An 18,341-nucleotide genomic window follows, 5' to 3' on the forward strand; every position below is an offset into this window, starting at 1 on the left:
GTATCCTAATTGCCCCGAGCCGCCGCCAAAGCACCGGGGAGTTCCTCGGCAAAAATGTCAAGCTCGTGATCGAGGCCGACGCTGACGCGGATGCAGCGGTCGAGCCGTGGCACCATCGGCTTGCGGATGAAGACGTCGCGTGACAGCAGGCCTTGCAGAACTTTCAGCGCGAAGGCGCCGTCGCCGCAGCAATCGATGGTGACGAAATTGGTCGCCGATGCCAGTGGCTTCAGCCCGTTCGCCTCGGCAATACCGGCGATGCGTCGGCGGCCGGCCGCGACCCGCGCCACCACGCTTTGCAGATAGTGCTGATCGGCGAGCGCCTCGACGCCGGCGATCTGCGCCATGCGGCTGACGCCGTAATGGTTGCGGATCTTCTCGAAGTCGCGGATCACCTGGGCCTCGGCGATCGCATAGCCGCAGCGTATGCCCGCCAGCCCGTACGCCTTCGAGAAGGTTCGCATGCGGATGACGTTTGGCCTGGAGATATCGATCGGCGGCAGCGCCGAGGCCGGCCCGAGTTCGCCATAGGCCTCGTCGAGCACCAGCATGGTGGTTTCCGGCAGCGCCTCGATGAAGCGGATGATCTCGCTCGCCTCCCACCAACTGCCCATCGGATTGTCGGGGTTGGAGAGATAGACCAGCGGGGCCTTGTCCCTGCGCACCGCAGCCAGCAGGCCATCCAGGCTTTCCCGGTCGTTCTCGTAAGGGACCGTCACCAGTCGTCCGCCGACACCGGCGATGTGGAAGTTGAAGGTCGGATAAGCGCCGAGCGATGTGACCACAGCATCGCCGGGTGCAACATACATGCGTGCCACCAGAGCGAGCAGGCCATCTATGCCTTCGCCGACAACGACGTTCTCTGCTTTTACGCCGTGATGCGCGGCTACCGCCACCTTCAGATCGTGATTGTCGGGATCGCAATACATCCACATGTCGCCGGCGATCTCGGCCATGCGGGCGATGACGCGCGGCGAGGGACCAAAGCTGCTCTCATTGGCGCCGATGCGGGCGCGAAAAGCGCGGCCACGCTCGCGCTCCTGCGCTTCGGGGCCGACAAACGGCACCGTCGAGGGAAGCGCTGCGATGAGCGGCATGAGGGGAGGGCGCTGGTGCATGGTGGAAGCTCGCTTGAAAGGGCCTTCTTGCTAGCGCGCCGGATGGGTCGGTGCAAGTTGCCGCTGGGCAGATCCGTAACGCTGGATTCTTTCGGCCGCTTTTGCTAGCGAGACATCATGAACAATCGTCTGCCGCCGGCCTGGTCCAAACACCTCAAGGTCCAAACCGGGCCGAAACCCAAATTCCCGCAGCCAAATCTGCGCAACGCAAATTCGCTTTCGCCTGCGCAGGCAGACGATGCGTTGCTGGAGCAGGCGTATCAGTTTCAGCAGGCCAAGCGGCTTAACGAGGCTCAGGACCTATGCCTTCGGGTGCTGGCGCGCACGCCTAACCATCCGCTCGCCCTGTATATTTTGGGGACCGTGTGCCTGGGCTACGACGATGAGGCGGCCTTGCGATATTTCGCACGAGCGGTCGGCGAGGAACCAAAAAACCCCTACTACCACCTTGGTTTGGCTTCGGCCTATGTGAAGGTCAGTGAATATTCACCGGCAATCGAGCATATGCAGTATGCCTTGGAGTTGCAGCCAGGTCTCATCGAAGCGCTTTGTGCATTGGGGGACGCTTATATCCAGTTTGATAAACCCGACATGGCTTTGCCGCTCTATGAGAAGGCGCTGAAGATCAACCGCGATCATCCCAAAGTGCGGATAGGACTGGCCAGCGCGCTCAGCAGCCTGGGGCGCATGGACGAGGCCGCCGCCTTTCTTAAAGAAGCAATCGAACGTCGCATCGCAATGCCGACTGCCTACAACGACCTTGTACAGACGCAAAAGTTCACCGAAGAGCCAAAGGAACTACAATCCATCGTTGGTGAACTCGGCAATCCCAAGCTTGATCTGGACGGCGTAGAGAAGCTCCATCTGGCGGCCGGCAAGGTGCTGAACGACCTCAAGCGCTATAAGGATGCATTCGGCCATTTCAACAAGGCCAAACAGGCCTCGGGCCGCTACTTCGATATCGACCAATACCGTCGGTGGGTAGATTCACTGATTGAGACCTTCACGCCTGAGATGCTGGCTGCCAGGTCGGGTTACGGAAATCCTTCGGAAGTTCCTGTGTTCGTGGTCGGCATGCCGCGCTCGGGAACGACACTCACGGAACAAATTTGCGCAAGTCATCCCGATGTCCATGGCGCAGGGGAACTAAGCAAACTCAGAAGAGTCGCGAATGCGATCGACCTCAGAAAGTCATCGGCCGGGAGGCTAAACCATGCGATGGCGTCGATCACAGAACACCTGTCCGGAACACTGGCCGAAGAGCACCTGACCTATCTGAGGGAGCGAGCGCCTGCCGCGCTTCGGATCGTGGATAAGATGCCTCATAATTTTGAACTGATCGGTCTTATCGCCGTTCTCTTTCCCAACGCGCGAATCATTCATTGCCGTCGTGACGCCATCGACAATTGCGTCTCTTGTTTTGTCCAGAAATTCGGCGAGGGGCACAGCTACAACACCGACCTGAAGACACTCGGCCTGTACTATCGAGAATATGACCGCCTGATGCAGCATTGGAACGAGGTTTTCCCGAACCTGATCTTCGAAAATCAGTACGAGACGCTGGTCGACGATCAGGAAGCGCAGTCACGCCGCCTCATCGATTACCTTGGGCTGCCCTGGGATGACGCCTGCCTGCGCTTTTTCGACAGGGATGGTTCGGTCAACACACCCAGTCGCTGGCAGGTTCGCCAACCGATCTACAAATCGTCGGTCAAGCGCTGGAAGAATTATGAAGGCGAGATCCAGCCACTCATCGATGCTTTGGGCGACTTGGCGGACACGTAACTCAGACCAGTCCTGCGTTCCGCTCATGCGCGCACGTCTCCTCGATTTGGTTGGCACTGCTGAGAAATAGAGCTGAAGAAGCTTACGGATGCGCGTGATTCCGCACCCGATGATCCCAACACAATCGCTCGGTTGGTCAATTGATTCTGCTGGTCGACACGCTCGAAGTGCTTGGCGCGAAAACTCACGCACTGCCGGACTGCCGGAGCTGCCGGGGCTCGGCTTCGTCGGCTGGCTATTGTCGCTCGCAAACCTTCAAGAAGTGCAGGGGCTCGGTCTCGGGGCGGCTCAACTGCATTTGACGAGTCTCTCGGAACCCGGCGTAAAAAACCCAGCGGTTGCCCGCCGGGTTTTCGATTTCGACAAGTCGAAATATATTAGAACGAGCGCTGGAAGCGGAGGAGGCCGCCGATGCTGTTCTTCTTGTCGGCCGGTGTGAACGATGGGTTAACATAGTTGACATCGCCAAATCGGCCTGCATGGAGGTAGTCGACTTCGGCCGTGACCGTGAAGCCCGGCACAACGTCGTAAGCGATGTTCGCGGCAACGCCGACGTTCTTCCAATCGTCAGCAGACACCTGAGCGTTGAACGAGGTTTTTTCGTTGAATTTGTAGGTGCCACCGCCCCACACTGCCCAATTGCCACCCCACATCTTGTAGAAGCCGCGACCGTTGGCGTCGACATGATTGCTGAGGTTATCGTTGAGATTGTCGTCCGAACCGTAGCCGCCCATGATGAACAGCGAGAGTTCGTTGGAGACGTTCACATCCAGGCGAACCTTGCCGGCCACTTCTTCGTAATTGCTGTCATAGGCGACGACACCGGTGATGGCGCCCCAGCCCTGCGTGTACTTCACGCCGCCGACGACATGCGGAACATAGCTGTCGATCGTGTCATTGGCGTTACCTTCTTCCAGCGAGACCACTGCCGAGAAGCCGTTGCCGGCGTCGAAGTAGTACTGGACGACGTTGGTGTCGAAATCGCCGTAGGGAACGAGCGTGTCGTTGATGACGTTGCCGGCGTAGCCGACGAACGTATCGAAGGCCGATTCGTCCTTACCGACGCGCAGGCCGCCGAGCTGGATCCAGGCGAAGTTCAGCGAGACGTCCCGGTTGTGGGCGGCGTTGACGTCCTCGAAGGCGTTGTCGTCGCCGAAGTTGAAGCGGGTCTCGGTGTAGGTCTTCAAGGTGCCGAGTTCGGTTTCCTGGCCTGTCCAGGTCTTCAGCGTGAAGCGGGTATTCTTCAGCCAGGTATTGTGGTCATCACCATCCTGGTGATCCGCGGCTTTTGCACCATCGAACGAACCGAGGTCGCCACCGCCGATGTCATAACGGACATAGCCGCCGACGCGCAGGCAGGTCTCGGTGCCGGGGATGTAGAAGTAGCCAGCGCCGTAGACGTCGCAAATCTTGACGTATTCAGCGGGTTCCGGCTCGGCGACGACGACGGCGTCGGCGGCGCGCGCACCGGAAACTGCGATCAGGGCCGCAGCGGAGCCGAGGAGAAGGCTCTTAATGTTCATTTTCTGACCTCCAGTCAGAATCGAGAACGGAGGTCGGTAAAACCCAGCTCTCATGTATTTTTTTCTTTATATTTCAGATGGATAGATAAAAAGGCCTTCAGCGGGGCTCTGTCCGCCAAAGCCGTTTACTGGCGAAAGCCTTGCCCGATCCGGTCTTGAAATATCGCTCGAACTGCCGTGCGTTGGTCTCGGTTTCGACCGCGATATAGGTCTTCAGGGCTACAGGCAGATAGGCTCTGGTCGAAGTCACATAGCCTGATTGATGCGATTCGAACCGGCGTCGAAGGTCGTTTGTCGACCCGACATAGACATCGCCATTATGAAGCTGCAGGAAATACACGTACCACATGGTCCCCGTACGCTACTTCGTAGCTTCGGGCGACACTCCCACGCCGATGCGGTTCCGGGTGGCCTGCCACCCGAAGCCCGCAGGGCGTAGGGTGGCGGAGAGGATGGGATTCGAACCCACGAGAAGCTTTTGACCTCTACTCCCTTAGCAGGGGAGCGCCTTCGACCACTCGGCCACCTCTCCGTTGCGCCGCTGGATAAAGAAAAGCGCCGGCACAATCAACAAGCCCGCATCATTATATGCAAAAATAAGAAGGCGCCGAACCGCGACCCCCATGGATGTGGCGGTTCTGCGGTTGTTTCCTGGCTAGCGACTCGGGAATTCGCCATGATTCCGTCGGCCCATCGCCGGATTCGCCGGCAAACAAGGGAGTGCGGCGGCCTGATGGTTAACGAGAGCTTTCTGAGTGAGGCCAAATCGTGTCATTTGTGCAACAACGCCGGGGGATAGCAGCCAGGCAGCCCTTTCACCGGTACGATCGTGGTTGAACCTCGCCGCCTCATGGGTAATGTCGATTTCGAAGGAGCGGCGCGGTGCGCATCTTTTTCGGTAGTGGGGATGGGGCAGGGAACGCTGTCCTTCAGCAAAGAATACCCAGACCCGTTTTTTAACTTTTGACTGGAGGTCAGAAAATGAACATTAAGAGCCTTCTCCTCGGCTCCGCTGCGGCCCTGATCGCAGTTTCCGGTGCGCGCGCCGCCGACGCCGTCGTCGTCGCCGAGCCGGAACCCGCTGAATACGTCAAGATTTGCGACGTCTACGGCGCTGGCTACTTCTACATCCCCGGCACCGAGACCTGCCTGCGCATCGGCGGCTATATCCGTTATGACATCGGTGGCGGCGACGTCGGCTCGTTCGATGGTGCAAGAAGCGCAGATCATCAGGACATCGGTGAGAGCAACGACACCTGGCGCAAGAGAGCCCGCTTCACGCTGAAGACCTGGACCGGTCAGGAAACCGAACTCGGCACCTTGAAGACCTACACCGAGACCCGCTTCAATTTCAGCAACACCCAACGCGATACGAGCCCGTTCATCAATGCTGCTGGCAACGAGCCTGTTTCGCTGAACTTCGCCTGGATCCAGCTCGGTGGCCTGCGCGTCGGTAAGGACGAATCGGCCTTCGATACGTTCGTCGGCTACGCCGGCAACGTCATCCAGGATACGCTGGTTCCCTATGGCGGCTTCGACACCAACGTCATCCAGTATTACTTCGATGCTGGCAACGGCTTCTCGGCTGTGGTTTCACTCGAAGAAGGCTATGGCGCCTACACGATCGACAGCTATGTTCCGCATGTCGTCGGCGGTGTGAAGTGGACGCAGGGCTGGGGTGCAATCACCGGCGTTGTTTCGTATGACAGCAACTACGAAGAAGTCGCCACCAAGGTTCGCTTGGACGTGAACGCGACGAACGAGCTGACGCTGTTCATCATGGGCGGTTACGGCACCGACGACAACTACACCGACGCAAGCTTGAATTTCCCTGCTGGTGGTCGCGGCATGTACAAGCAGTGGAGCGGCAATTGGGCACTGTGGGGCGGTGGCACCTACAAGTTCAACGAGAAGACCTCGTTCAACGCTCAGGTGTCATATGACGAGGGCAAGAACCTCGGCATCGCGGCGAACATCGCCTACGACGTCGTTCCTGGCTTCACGGTTACGGCCGAAGTCGATTACCTTAATGTCGGCAACGACACCGTGTCCAACTGGACCCATGCCGACAAGAAGAGCAACATCGGCGGTATCCTCCGCTTCCAGCGCTCGTTCTAAGGGCTGGTTCCTTACAGGTGAAATCCAGCCCGGGCGCGCAAACGCCCGGGCTGTTTTTGTTTCGTGACTGGATCAAGGCAAACGGAAGGATGGGGGTAACGGTAGCTGAATAAATCCGTGGGGTGGTTTCGTGGGATCCGCTGATGGGCGGATGAAATCACAACTGCGTGATTAAAATCTCTTGAAAGGACGCTTCCAAGCGGGTAGGGCTGACCTATCCCACTCGGGGGTGTGGCAAATGATGACGAACGAAGCGATTCAAGAGGGCGAGTCCTCTGATCATTTTTCGATGTTTTCTTCTCAAAGTCCGAAGATTCGATACACCTACAACAAGATTAGAGAAGTAAAATCGCATCGGGTCGGAGATCTTTTTTCAGCATATCGGGACATATTATGGGATGATGGGCGGCATAAGTATAATGTCAGCTCGTTCATCGGCGAAATAGACGAGATTCTCCTTGGTGAGCGTTTCAGCGCCTTTGACCAAAGTACCCTGGACAACCTTATCGGCACCCTGCGCCAGCGCGGCAACAGCAACGCAACCATCAATCGAAAGATGGCTGCCCTCAGCAAACTGCTGCGCAAGGCTCACAAGATGGGAGATATCCACAGCCTGCCCGAGTTCCGCCGCCAGAAGGAGCGGGCCGGTCGGATTCGCTTCCTCGAAAGGGACGAAGAGGCGCGCCTGTTCGCCGCCATCAAGAGCCGCAGCGAGGATGCCTACAGGCTTTCCGTCTTCCTGGTCGACACCGGATGCCGTCTCGGCGAGGCGCTCGGGCTGATCTGGAACGATATCCAGGAGCATCGCGTCTCGTTCTGGATCACCAAATCCGGCCGCAGCCGCACCATTCCAATGACCGAGCGGGTCAAGGAGGTCATCAAGCTGCCTCCCACCGAGGGTCGTCGGCCCAAAGGACCGTTCACCAAGCTCAGCCAGGCACAGTTCCGTGCCATCTGGAACGACGCGAAGGCCGAAGTCGGCCTCGGCGCCGACGATCAGGTGGTGCCGCACATATTGCGCCATACCTGCGCCTCGCGTCTTGTCCAGGGCGGCATCGACATCAGGCGCGTGCAGATGTGGCTCGGCCACCAAACGCTGTCGATGACGATGCGCTACGCGCATCTGGCCACCAACGATCTCGATGGCTGTGTCATCGTGCTGGAAACGCCTCGATCGACTCAGCCGGGCGGCAATTGCGCTGAAGGCCCCATGTTTTCTTCGCCCGTGACGACGCCTTCGTCGCCGACGGCAGAGCGGAAAAAGAGGGACGGGGCAGCCGCCGCCGCTAAGGAGTCCCCGAAAGCGACTCGGAAAAGTTCAAAAGCCAAGTAGGCTGAAGAAACTTGCCTATACTATCTTAGCTATCCCGTGACCTTGTTCGGTCATGGGATTTACTTCAGGATATTCTTCCGCTCGGCTTGATCGAGAAAAGTGCCTATGTCGCCCGGTAGGCTGCCGGTCTCGAGGAACGGCGCATGGCCCTGGCCCTCGACGGTGATCGTCTCCATCATGAAATGGCGCTCTTTCATCTGCTTGAGCGTGTCTATCGACAGCAATCTCGAATTGGCACCACGTATGGCGAGCAACGGGATGGCGGCCAACGCCTCGAATTGAGGCCATAGATCAGGCAGCTTCTGCGTCAGATCGAGACTGGCAACGGTATCCACCAGCTTCGGATCGAAATCCGGCACCAGTCCACCATCCGTTTCGCGGTAGAGAGCCCATACCATCCGATCCCAATCGGCGCCGGCAAGGGCGGAGAAGTCTTCGCCATGCACACTGCGCTGGGCGGCGGTCGTCTGTGTGCGTGTTTTCGGTGCCGGGTCGCGCTCGAGATAAGACTGGATATGGGCAAGTCCGGCCGTCTCGATCACCGGTCCGATGTCGTTGAAAACAATGGCTTTCAGGACGGATGGCCGCATCGTCCCGAGCACATGGATGATCAATCCCCCGCGCGAGGTGCCGATGAAGGCCGCTTCTCCGATGTTCAGCGCCGCCAGCCCGGCGAGAATGTCGCCGGCCTCCACGCCGACATTGTAATTTTTGACGTCGGGATCATAAGCTGACTGCCCGCGCCCGCGGTAGTCGAAGGCGATGACCTTTCGTGGAGTTGCCGCATGCGTCGACAGATAGAGCGCCAGCTCGTGAAAATCCCTGGCATTGCGGGTCAGGCCAGGCAGGCAGACAACCGGCCAGGGTCCGGAATTGGCCTCGCCATAGACGCGCGCATGGAGTTTTAACCCGTCCGGTGCGCTGTAGAAGAAGTCGGAAAAAAGTTGCTCGCTTGCCATCGGAATGTGCGACCTCGCTGTATCAATCTGGACAGCTACAGGCGAGGGCAGGGATGGTCAATAAAAGGCGCTCTTGCCTTCTCCCACAAGTGGAGAAGGACAGAAAGGCTCAACTCCGCCCGTTCACCAGATCCCCGACAATGTCGTATTTGCCGGAAATACGCATCTTGTAGACCTCGTAATTCTCCATCACTCGCTGAACGTAACTTCTTGTTTCCGTGTAGGGAATCCGCTCGATCCAGTCGACGACCGCGTCGATGTCCTTGCCGCGCGGGTCGCCATATCTGGCCACCCACTGGCTGGCCCGGTTGGGGCCAGCATTGTAGCCGGCGAAGGTCAGCACGTAAGAGCCGTTGAAGCGGTCGAGCTGTTCGCCGAGGAAGGCCGAACCAAGCGTCGCGTTGTAGCCGGCATCGGTGGTCAGCCGTGTTTGCGAAAACTGCAGCCCGGCCTTCTTCGCCAATTGCCTTGCGGTTCCCGGCATCAGCTGCAGCAGCCCGCGCGCGCCGGCGCTCGACACGGCGCCGATGTTGAATTCGCTTTCCTGGCGGGCGATCGCATAAGCCAGCGCCTTGCCTGAGCCGGAAATGTCAGCCGAAGCGGGAATGACGCCGAGCGGATGCGACAGTGCGCCGACATCGATGCCGCGCGCCCCGGCGATCTTGCCGATTTTCAGCGCCATAAAATGGTTCCCTTGCTTTTCGGCAAGGACGGCGAGCAGCGCCAGTTCGCCTGGACTGGTCAACTGGCCGGCAAGGTCGCGATAGAGCGTCTCGGCATAGCGGTCGTAGCCCGCCTCCTGCAGCCGCTTGATGGCGCTGACGGCCTCGCGGCCGGCAAAGTTCTGCCGGTCGGCTGCGCTTGGCGAGGGATAGACGATGTTGAGCGCCTGCCGGCCGACACGTTCGGCGGCAAGCTGGCCGTAGAATGTCGTGCCGTAGGCAGCGGCGCGCGCAAAATAATCCTTGGCGTTGCCCGGGCCGCCGACTTCGGCGGCACGGCCGAGCCAGTAATACGCGCGCGACAGCGTCATCGGCCCTTGGGCAAGGTCGGCGATGCGAGCGAAATGCGTTGCGGCAAGCTTGGGGTCGTTCAGGCCGCGCAACGCGTACCAGCCGGCATGGAATTCGGCGTCGGCCGCGTTGGTGGCACTTTCGGCAGCGTGTGTAGCGACGATCTTGTACGCGGCCTTCATGTCGCCCTGGTCGACCAGTTCACGCGACAGCACCCGGCGCTCGACCCACCAGGCATCCGGATCGACCAGAGCTTCGCGATCGGTCGGTGCCTGCATCACAATGGCTGCAGCGCCGGCAAAATCCTCCTGCTTGCGCAAATATTCGGCCTGCGCGAAGAAGTAGCCGGCCGAACGTTGCATTGCCGGCACGGCCTTCAGCAGCTTGGGCGCGTTCTTGTCGCCTTTGTCGGCCGCCGCCCATGCATCGGCGAGCTGCTGGGCGCCGGCGAGGCCGGCGACGCGCAGCGCGGAATTCGCGCGGTCGGCATAGAACATGCGCTCCATGCGAAAGCGGTGGTCCGCGGCCGGGATCAGGCTGCCGAATTCCTTGATCAGCGCCGCCTCGTCCTTGGCCTCCAGGATCGCGGTGCGCCAGAAGGGCGACAGCACGGAACGCGCCGCCTTGGTATTGCTGGACGCCACATAGGCGCGGGCGAGAACCATCACGCCTTCGAATGTCTGCGGCTGGCTGCCATCGAACGCCCTGATGACGATGTCGGGGGCAGGGTTCTCTCGATAGAGCGCGCGCTCGCTGTTCTTGCGAAGGGCTACGGTCCCCGGCCAGTTGGGCAGCATCTTGGCCGCAGCAGTGATATCGTCGCTCGGAACCTTGTCGCCGCCATAAAGCGCGATCGCCCAGGCAAGGATATGCTGGTCGAGCGACTGCGCCGGAAGGGCATCGCGCACGCCACGAGCGCGGGGACTATCACCCTGCGCCAACGCATCCAGTCCGCTTTTCAGAGGGGCGACGTCGGGCAAGGGCGCCTGTCGCGTTCTGTCCTGCAGGTCTGGCAGCGCAATTGCCGCGCCTGGAATCGGAATGGCTGAGGTGACCCGTGCGTCCACGCTGCCGCTGATCGCCATGCCCGGCATCAGCGCGAGCGCGGCGCCAAGCAGCGCGAGAAGGTGAGGCCGACCGCCCGGCATGATCCCTAAATCTTTCCTTGTCCTGGCATTCCACAAGCTGGCGAAGATGCCTCGAAGCCTAAACTTAGGTCGTGAAGAGCCCGTAAACAAAGAGTTAGCGAGGCCGTTCGAATTGCGCTTGCTGGCACCATGGCAATGCTTGCCGCGCAACCATGTCGAGACTATGGTGCGCCGCTTCGCTTTCGGTTAGAAGGCGCGACCACAAACACCGACACAAAACACCAGAAGTGCCAAGGAGTTGGACGATATGCTGAGAGGCTCGCTTACTGCGCTCGTGACACCGTTCGAAAAGAGCGGGCGTTTCGACGAGAAAGCCTTTCGCGCATTCGTCGAATGGCAACTCGCGGAGGGCACGACGGGCCTGGTGCCGGTCGGCACCACCGGCGAGTCGCCGACACTGTCGCATGACGAGCACCGCCAGGTCGTCAAGGTGTGCATCGAGGTGGCCAAGGGACGAGTTCCGGTCGTCGCCGGCGCTGGTTCCAACAACACCGAGGAAGCCGTCGGGCTCGTGCAGTATGCCGAGAAGGCCGGCGCCGATGCCGCCCTGGTCGTCACGCCTTATTATAACAGGCCGACGCAGCGCGGCCTGTATGAGCACTTCGCGGCGGTCGCCAGGGCGACCAAGCTGCCGATCATCATCTACAACATCCCGCCGCGCTCGGTCATCGACATGATGCCGGACACGATGGGCCGGCTCGTGCACGACTTCAAGAACATCGTCGGTGTCAAGGATGCCACCGGCAAGGTCGAACGGGTTTCCGAGCAGCGTGCCACGTGCGGCAAGGATTTCATCCAGCTTTCGGGCGAAGATGCTTCGGCGCTTGGATTCAACGCGCATGGCGGCGTCGGCTGTATTTCGGTGACGTCGAACGTCGCGCCGCGGCTGTGCGCCGAATTCCAGGAGGCAACGCTTGCCGGCGACAGCGCCAAGGCGCTGGATCTGCAGGATCGCCTGCTGCCGCTGCACAAGGCGATCTTCATCGAGCCTGGCGTTTCCGGCGCCAAATACGCGCTGTCGAAGCTAGGCAAGGTCGAAAACGTGCTGCGCTCGCCGTTGGTGACGATCGAACAGTCGACTGCCGACAAGATCGATGCGGCTATGAAGCACGCCGGCTTGATTAATTAGGGATGAGGCGCCACCTCTCCGCATCATGAATCAAGTCAGAAAAGCCGATCCCAACAACAAGACCGTTTCGGAAAACCGCAAGGCGCGGTTTTCCTATGAGGTGCTCGACACGGTCGAGGCCGGTCTGGTGCTGACCGGCACCGAGGTCAAGTCGCTGCGCCAGGGCCAGGCCAATATCCAGGACAGCTATGCCTCGGTCGAAGGCGGCGAGATCTGGCTGATCAATTCCTATCTGCCGGAATATCTGCAGGCCAACCGCTTCAACCACGAGCCCAGGCGGCGCCGCAAGCTGCTGCTCAACAAGCGCGAGATGGCGAAACTGTCGCAAAGCGTCGACCGCGAAGGCATGACGCTTGTGCCACTAAAGATCTATTTCAACGACCAGGGCCGCGCCAAGCTGCTGCTCGCTGTCGGCCGCGGCAAGAAACTGCACGACAAGCGCGAGAGCGAGAAGCAGCGCGATTGGTCGCGCGAGAAGGGCCGGCTGTTAAAAGAGCGTGGGTAGGCTGGGGCCATTCGCTTGAAGAACCGGATTGTTCTCTTTGGTCTGGCCAGTCTGGTCTTGGTATGTTTCGTCGCAGCAGGCGGCTACATCTATTTCAAGGCATTCTCGCCGGACCGCGACAAATATCCGCTCAGGGGCATCGACGTTTCCCATCATCAGGGCCGGATCGACTGGCCGCGTGTCGCCGCCGACGATGTCGCTTTCGCAGTCATCAAGGCGACCGAAGGCGGCGATCATGTCGACGATGCCTTCGCGAGGAATCTGGAAGAGGCCCGCGCCGCCGGTCTCGCCGTCGGCGCCTATCACTTTTTCACCTTTTGCCGACCTGGCGCCGACCAGGCGAAGAATTTCATCTCGGTTGTGCCGCACGACCAGCCGCTGCTGCCGCCGGTCGTCGACATCGAGTTCGGCGGCAACTGCCCGCAGCGGCCGACGCCCGAACAATTGAACGCCGAACTGGCCGCGTTCCTCGCTCCAGTCGAGGCGACGTTCGGCAAACCTGCGATCGTCTATCTGACCGATGAGGCAGCGCAGACCTATGCAGGGCGCATTGCTGCCCGTCCGCTCTGGCTCCGCTCGTTGCTCCTGGAGCCGGACCGCGACGACTGGGTCTACTGGCAGTACCACAACAGGGGTCGCGTTGACGGCATCAATGGCGATGTCGATATGAACGTGCTGAAGGGTGGGCCGGCGGTGCTGGCTGCACTGTTTGCGCCATCAAGCTGATCCGCTGGCGCCCGACTCTATTTCTGCAGGAACGCCGCTATCTGGCTGAAAACGCTAACGAACATCGCTTCGGTCAGCACACCGGTGTTGGTGTTGTAGCGCGAGCAATGGTAGCTCGAAAACAGCGTGATGCTGCCGGCCGGCAGCTGCCCGCCATGCTTGAACGGATAGGCGGCGACACGCCCGCCCAATGCCCGCACCGTCGACTGGTGCGCGATCGATCCCAGTGCCAGCACGGCGCGCAGGTTCGGGAACCTGGCGATCGTCGGCACCAGGAATGTCCGGCAGGTGGCAATCTCAGCGCCCACCGGCTTGTTCTCCGGCGGCACGCAGCGCACCGCGTTGGTGATCGCGGTGCCGACCAGCTCCAATCCGTCATCTGGCCGCGCCTTGAACTCTCCGCGCGCAAAACCGTGCGAAATCATCGTCGAGTAGAGCAGGTCGCCGGCATAGTCGCCGGTGAACGGGCGGCCCGTTCGATTGGCACCGCGCAGGCCAGGCGCCAGCCCGACGATCAGCAACTGAACCGCCGCGTCACCCTCGGGTGGTAAAAAAGTCGGCACCGGCGCATTGAACCAGGACGGCTCGCGCTGCCGCCACTCGGCGATGAAGTCATGCAGCCTTGGGCAGAGCGGGCAATCGCGGCCGGGTTCGGAGGCGGAAAGCACGGTCAAGGCGACCGGCCTCAATAATCGTCCTCGTCGACTTCGGCCGGCTCGGGCCTGCGCACCGGGCGCTCGGACGGGTCACGGCCAACCTCGTTCTTCAGCGTCGTCAGGTCGATGAAATGGTCGGCCTGGCGGCGCAGATCGTCGGAGATCATCGGCGGCTGCGAGGCCATGGTCGAGACGATCGATACCTTGCGGCCACGCCGCTGCAATGCCTCGACCAATGTGCGGAAATCGCCGTCGCCGGAAAAGATGACGTAGTGGTCGACGACATCGGCGAGTTCCAGCGCATCGACGGTGAGCTCGATGTCCATATTGCCCTTGATCTTGCGGCGGCCGGTCGAGTCGGTGAATTCCTTGGCCGGCTTGGTGACCACCTTGAAGCCATTATAGTCGAGCCAGTCGATCAGCGGACGGATCGAGGAGTATTCCTGATCCTCGACCAGTGCCGTGTAATAATAGGCGCGCAGCAGATAGCCGCGCTTCTGGAAGCTCGACAGAAGCTTGCGGTAGTCGATGTCGAAGCCGAGCGCGCGCGACGTCGCGTAGAGATTGGCGCCGTCGATGAATAGGGCGATTTTTTCACGAGGGTCGAACATGGAAAATATTCCTTCTCGAAATAAACACCCGTCTAAACCAAATGCGATAGCGTTCGGTCAGGCTCATAATAAATCGGCTGACCTCTATGCCATCCGAGATAGCGCCAGTTTCGCGGCAATCCAAGGGCGCGTGCGGCACTGCAAGCAATTGTGATCGGGACACCGAACACATAGGACAGACTGGTTTTGCCAAATCGGGTGTTTGAACCAAGGTTTGGGCGCCATGCAACCCAGCCATTGCCATGATGCTTGTATTTTGGCGGCGTTCGGGTTATGGACCGCGCCTGTTTTCCATCAAATCCATCGCATGAAAGGGGCAATCCATGGCCCGCGTAACCGTTGAAGATTGCATCGACAAGGTCGACAACCGCTTCGAGCTGGTGCTCCTTGCCGGCCATCGTGCCCGGCAGATCAGCCAGGGCGCGCCGATCACAGTGCCGCGTGACAACGACAAGAATCCGGTTGTGGCGCTGCGCGAGATCGCCGATGAGACGCTGTCGCCCGACGACCTCAAGGAAGATCTGATCCATTCGCTGCAGAAGCACGTCGAAGTCGACGAGCCCGAGGCCGATGGCGAGGCGATTGCCGATCAGACCGGCACCGCCGTTGCCGCCACCGACGCCGACGACGCCGAGGAGAACATCACCTTCGACCGGATGACCGAGGAAGACCTCCTGGCCGGCATCGAGGGCCTGGTGCCGCCGGAAAAGAGCGACGACTACTAAGCCAGCGTTCTGGACCTGCCTGGAATACGTTTCCGGCACTTCCGTCCAGTCAGTTTCGTGGCTATCTATGGGATGCGCCGTACGCTAGTGCGGCGCATCAATCATTTCAGCACCGCGAGATTCCGCCCATGATGCGTCAGTATGAGCTTGTCGAGCGCGTCCAGCGCTACAAGCCTGACGTCAACGAGGCGTTGCTCAACAAGGCCTATGTCTATGCCATGCAGAAGCATGGCCACCAGAAGCGCGCTTCCGGCGATCCGTATTTCTCGCATCCGCTCGAAGTCGCCGCCATCCTCACCGAAATGCATATGGACGAGGCGACGATCGCGGTCGCCTTGCTGCACGACACCATCGAGGACACGACCGCCACGCGGGCCGAGATCGACGATCTGTTCGGTCCCGAAATGGGCAAGCTGGTCGAGGGCCTGACCAAGTTGAAGAAGCTCGATCTGGTCTCGAAGAAGGCCGAGCAGGCGGAAAACCTGAGAAAGCTTCTGCTGGCGATTTCGGAAGATGTCCGCGTGCTGCTGGTCAAGCTCGCCGATCGTTTGCACAATATGCGCACCCTCGACCACATGCCGGAGGCCAAGCGCCTGCGCATCGCCGAGGAGACGATGGATATCTACGCACCGCTGGCCGGGCGCATGGGCATGCAAGGCATGCGTGAAGAGCTGGAGGAGATCGCCTTCCGCTTCATTAATCCTGAAGCCTATCGCGCCGTCACCGCACGGCTTGCCGAAATCTTCGAACGCAACAAGGGCGTGCTGACGGACATCGAAAAGGCACTGTCCACGTTGTTCGAGAAGCATGCGATCAACGCCAGCGTAAAGAGCCGGCAGAAGAAGCCGTGGTCGGTGTTCCGCAAGATGGAGGCCAAGGCGCTGTCCTTCGAGCAGCTCTCTGACATCTTCGGCTTTCGCGTCGTCGTCGACACGGTCGAGGACTGCTATCGGGCGCTTGGCGCCATCCACACCGCGTGGTCTATGGTGCCGGGTCGCTTCAAGGACTACATCTCGACGCCGAAACAGAACGACTACCGCTCGATCCACACCACCATTGTCGGCCCGTCGCGCCAGCGTGTCGAGCTGCAGATCCGCACCCGAGAGATGAACAAGATCGCCGAATACGGCGTCGCCGCCCATTCGATCTACAAGGATACCGGCGGCAAGACGAATGGCGCCGCCCACGCGATTTCAAAGGAAACCAACGCCTACGCCTGGCTGCGCCGCACCATCGAGCAGCTTGCCGAAGGCGACAACCCTGAGGATTTCCTCGAAAATACCAAGCTGGAACTGTTCCAGGACCAGGTGTTCTGCTTCACCCCGAAAGGCATGTTGATTGCGCTGCCGCGCGGCGCGACACCGATCGACTTCGCCTATGCGGTGCACACCGATGTCGGCGACACCTGCGTCGGTGCCAAGGTCAACGGCCGCATCATGCCGCTGATGACGGAACTGAAGAACGGCGACGAGGTCGAGATCATCCGCTCCAAGGCGCAGGTGCCGCCGGCGGCGTGGGAATCGGTCGTCGTCACCGGCAAGGCGCGCTCGGCCATCCGCCGTGCCACCAAGAACGCCATCCGCAAGCAATATTCGGGTCTTGGCATCCGCATCCTGGAACGCGCCTTCGAGCGTGCCGGCAAGACCTTCACCAAGGAGAGCCTGAAGCAGGTGCTGCACAGGTTGGCGCGCAAGGACATCGAGGATGTGCTGGCCTCTGTCGGGCGTGGCGAGCTCGCCTCCACTGATGTCATGAAGGCGGTATTCCCTGACTACAAGGATGAGCGCGTCACCACGGCCGTCCCCAAGCCGCGAGAGGAGGGCTGGTCGAAGATCCGCAATGCCGCCGGCATGCTGTTCCAGATTCCGGGTCGTGCCGCGCGCAAGGACAAGGACCAGCCGCGCGATGGAGCCGTGCCGATCCGCGGCGTGCGCGGCGATCTGCCGGTGCGCTTCGCGCCGGAAGGGGCAGTGCCTGGCGATCGCATCGTCGGCATCGTCCAGCCGGGCACCGGCATCACTATCTATCCGATCCAGTCGCCAGCGCTGCAGGCGTTCGATGACCAGCCCGAGCGCTGGATCGACGTGCGCTGGGACATCGATGAGCGCACCAAGGAACGCTTTCCGGCGCGCGTATCGGTCACCGCCATCAACGCGCCGGGGTCACTCGCCGATATAGCGCAGGTGGTTGCCTCGAACGACGCCAACATCCACACGCTGTCGATGGTGCGCACTGCGCCCGACTTCACCGAAATGCTGATCGATCTCGAAGTCTGGGATCTCAAGCACCTCAACCGGCTGCTATCGCAGCTCAAGGACAATTCGAGCGTCAGCGATGCAAGACGCGTCAATGGCTAGACCATGCTCCGGTTTCGGACAACATCATGGTCAATCAAAAAGAGGCAGACATGAACACCGATGAAGTGCTGGGCATTTTCCGCGAGGCGGGTGCTGTTCTGGAAGGGCATTTCATTTTGACCTCGGGCCTGCGGAGTCCGGTCTTCCTGCAGAAGGCGCGCGTGTTCATGCATGCCGACAAGACCGAGCTTCTGTGCAAGGCGCTGGCGGAGAAGATCCGCGCAGGCGTGCCCGGCAAGATCGACTATGTCGTCGGCCCGGCGATCGGCGGGCTGATCCCGGCCTATGAGACCTCACGTCATCTCGGCGTGCCGGCGATCTGGGTCGAGCGGGAAGGGGGCGAGTTCCGCTTGCGCCGCTTCGAGATCGCCAGGGGGTCGCGTGTCGTCATCGTCGAGGACATCGTCACCACCGGCCTGTCGATCCGGGAGACCATCGAGTGCCTGCGCGATCTTGGCGCCGAGGTGGTTGCCGCGGCCTGCATCATCGACCGTTCGGCCGGCAAGACTGATGTCGGCGTGCCGCTCATCGCGCTTGCCGAGTATGAGGTCCCGGCCTATCCGGCCGACCGGCTGCCGCCGGAGCTTGCCGCCATCCCGGCGATCAAGCCCGGCAGCCGCAACATCTGACGGGGC

General features: G+C 60.6%; 16 protein-coding genes and 1 tRNA gene. 9 read left to right on the plus strand and 8 right to left on the minus strand.

Annotation, left to right across the window (positions count from 1 at the left end):
- Positions 1-5: 5 nt before the first annotated feature.
- Positions 6-1,118: a pyridoxal phosphate-dependent aminotransferase gene (locus P3C39_RS16565; protein ID WP_275953634.1), complete on the minus strand. Its 1,113-nt coding sequence runs from the start codon at positions 1,116-1,118 to the stop codon at positions 6-8.
- Between the two features lie 117 nt (positions 1,119-1,235).
- Between P3C39_RS16565 and P3C39_RS16570 the strand changes: the two genes are divergently transcribed.
- Positions 1,236-2,903, plus strand: a complete 1,668-nt coding sequence (locus P3C39_RS16570) for a sulfotransferase (protein ID WP_063171757.1) — start codon at positions 1,236-1,238, stop codon at positions 2,901-2,903.
- Between the two features lie 377 nt (positions 2,904-3,280).
- Here P3C39_RS16570 and P3C39_RS16575 read toward each other — a convergent pair whose 3' ends face one another.
- From P3C39_RS16575 to P3C39_RS16585, 3 genes are all read right to left on the minus strand, one after another.
- Positions 3,281-4,426 carry a porin gene (locus P3C39_RS16575; RefSeq protein ID WP_013532601.1) on the minus strand — a complete coding sequence of 382 codons (1,146 nt, stop codon included), beginning with the start codon at positions 4,424-4,426 and terminating at the stop codon, positions 3,281-3,283.
- Positions 4,427-4,523: 97 nt separating this feature from the next.
- Entirely contained in the window at positions 4,524-4,775 is a 252-nt protein-coding gene (locus P3C39_RS16580; protein ID WP_013532600.1) for a GIY-YIG nuclease family protein, read from the minus strand.
- A gap of 92 nt (positions 4,776-4,867) precedes the next feature.
- A tRNA-Ser gene (locus P3C39_RS16585) sits at positions 4,868-4,958 on the minus strand.
- Positions 4,959-5,407: 449 nt separating this feature from the next.
- On the opposite strand from P3C39_RS16585, the gene P3C39_RS16590 reads away from it, so the two are divergent.
- Positions 5,408-6,544 carry a porin gene (locus tag P3C39_RS16590; protein ID WP_013532599.1) on the plus strand — a complete coding sequence of 379 codons (1,137 nt, stop codon included), beginning with the start codon at positions 5,408-5,410 and terminating at the stop codon, positions 6,542-6,544.
- Between the two features lie 238 nt (positions 6,545-6,782).
- A complete protein-coding gene (locus tag P3C39_RS16595; protein ID WP_013532598.1) occupies positions 6,783-7,877 on the plus strand; it encodes a site-specific integrase in 1,095 nt (364 codons plus the stop codon).
- Between the two features lie 59 nt (positions 7,878-7,936).
- On the opposite strand, the gene P3C39_RS16600 is transcribed toward P3C39_RS16595, so the two are convergent.
- A complete protein-coding gene (locus tag P3C39_RS16600) occupies positions 7,937-8,836 on the minus strand; it encodes an alpha/beta hydrolase (protein WP_275953630.1) in 900 nt (299 codons plus the stop codon).
- A gap of 109 nt (positions 8,837-8,945) precedes the next feature.
- Positions 8,946-10,997 (minus strand): lytic transglycosylase domain-containing protein, encoded by a 2,052-nt coding sequence (locus tag P3C39_RS16605; RefSeq protein ID WP_275953628.1) that lies wholly within the window; start codon positions 10,995-10,997, stop codon positions 8,946-8,948.
- A gap of 247 nt (positions 10,998-11,244) precedes the next feature.
- Between P3C39_RS16605 and dapA the strand changes: the two genes are divergently transcribed.
- From dapA to P3C39_RS16620, 3 genes are read left to right on the plus strand one after another with little or no spacing between them, the layout of a single operon-like run.
- Positions 11,245-12,126, plus strand: coding sequence for a 4-hydroxy-tetrahydrodipicolinate synthase (gene dapA / locus P3C39_RS16610; protein ID WP_013532595.1), 882 nt, complete (start codon positions 11,245-11,247; stop codon positions 12,124-12,126).
- Between the two features lie 25 nt (positions 12,127-12,151).
- Entirely contained in the window at positions 12,152-12,631 is a 480-nt protein-coding gene (gene smpB / locus P3C39_RS16615) for an SsrA-binding protein SmpB (RefSeq protein WP_013532594.1), read from the plus strand.
- A 15-nt stretch (positions 12,632-12,646) separates the two neighbouring features.
- Positions 12,647-13,357, plus strand: coding sequence for a GH25 family lysozyme (locus P3C39_RS16620; RefSeq protein WP_224674150.1), 711 nt, complete (start codon positions 12,647-12,649; stop codon positions 13,355-13,357).
- Positions 13,358-13,374: 17 nt separating this feature from the next.
- On the opposite strand, the gene P3C39_RS16625 is transcribed toward P3C39_RS16620, so the two are convergent.
- Together P3C39_RS16625 and P3C39_RS16630 are read right to left on the minus strand one after the other, a co-directional pair.
- Entirely contained in the window at positions 13,375-14,031 is a 657-nt protein-coding gene (locus P3C39_RS16625) for a uracil-DNA glycosylase (RefSeq protein WP_127366505.1), read from the minus strand.
- Positions 14,032-14,042: 11 nt separating this feature from the next.
- Complete coding sequence (locus P3C39_RS16630) at positions 14,043-14,624, minus strand: NYN domain-containing protein (protein WP_010915096.1); 582 nt, start codon at positions 14,622-14,624, stop codon at positions 14,043-14,045.
- Positions 14,625-14,947: 323 nt separating this feature from the next.
- Between P3C39_RS16630 and rpoZ the strand changes: the two genes are divergently transcribed.
- The 3 genes from rpoZ to pyrE all read left to right on the plus strand — a co-directional run bounded on the left by rpoZ (position 14,948) and on the right by pyrE (position 18,335).
- Complete coding sequence (gene rpoZ, locus P3C39_RS16635; protein ID WP_013532591.1) at positions 14,948-15,349, plus strand: DNA-directed RNA polymerase subunit omega; 402 nt, start codon at positions 14,948-14,950, stop codon at positions 15,347-15,349.
- Between the two features lie 128 nt (positions 15,350-15,477).
- Positions 15,478-17,706 carry a bifunctional (p)ppGpp synthetase/guanosine-3',5'-bis(diphosphate) 3'-pyrophosphohydrolase gene (locus P3C39_RS16640; protein WP_013532590.1) on the plus strand — a complete coding sequence of 743 codons (2,229 nt, stop codon included), beginning with the start codon at positions 15,478-15,480 and terminating at the stop codon, positions 17,704-17,706.
- 50 nt (positions 17,707-17,756) lie between these two features.
- Positions 17,757-18,335, plus strand: coding sequence for an orotate phosphoribosyltransferase (pyrE, locus tag P3C39_RS16645; protein ID WP_024503071.1), 579 nt, complete (start codon positions 17,757-17,759; stop codon positions 18,333-18,335).
- Positions 18,336-18,341 lie beyond the last annotated feature (6 nt).

It is taken from the genome of Mesorhizobium sp. XAP4 (assembly GCF_029269325.1).
Classification (GTDB): domain Bacteria; phylum Pseudomonadota; class Alphaproteobacteria; order Rhizobiales; family Rhizobiaceae; genus Mesorhizobium; species Mesorhizobium ciceri.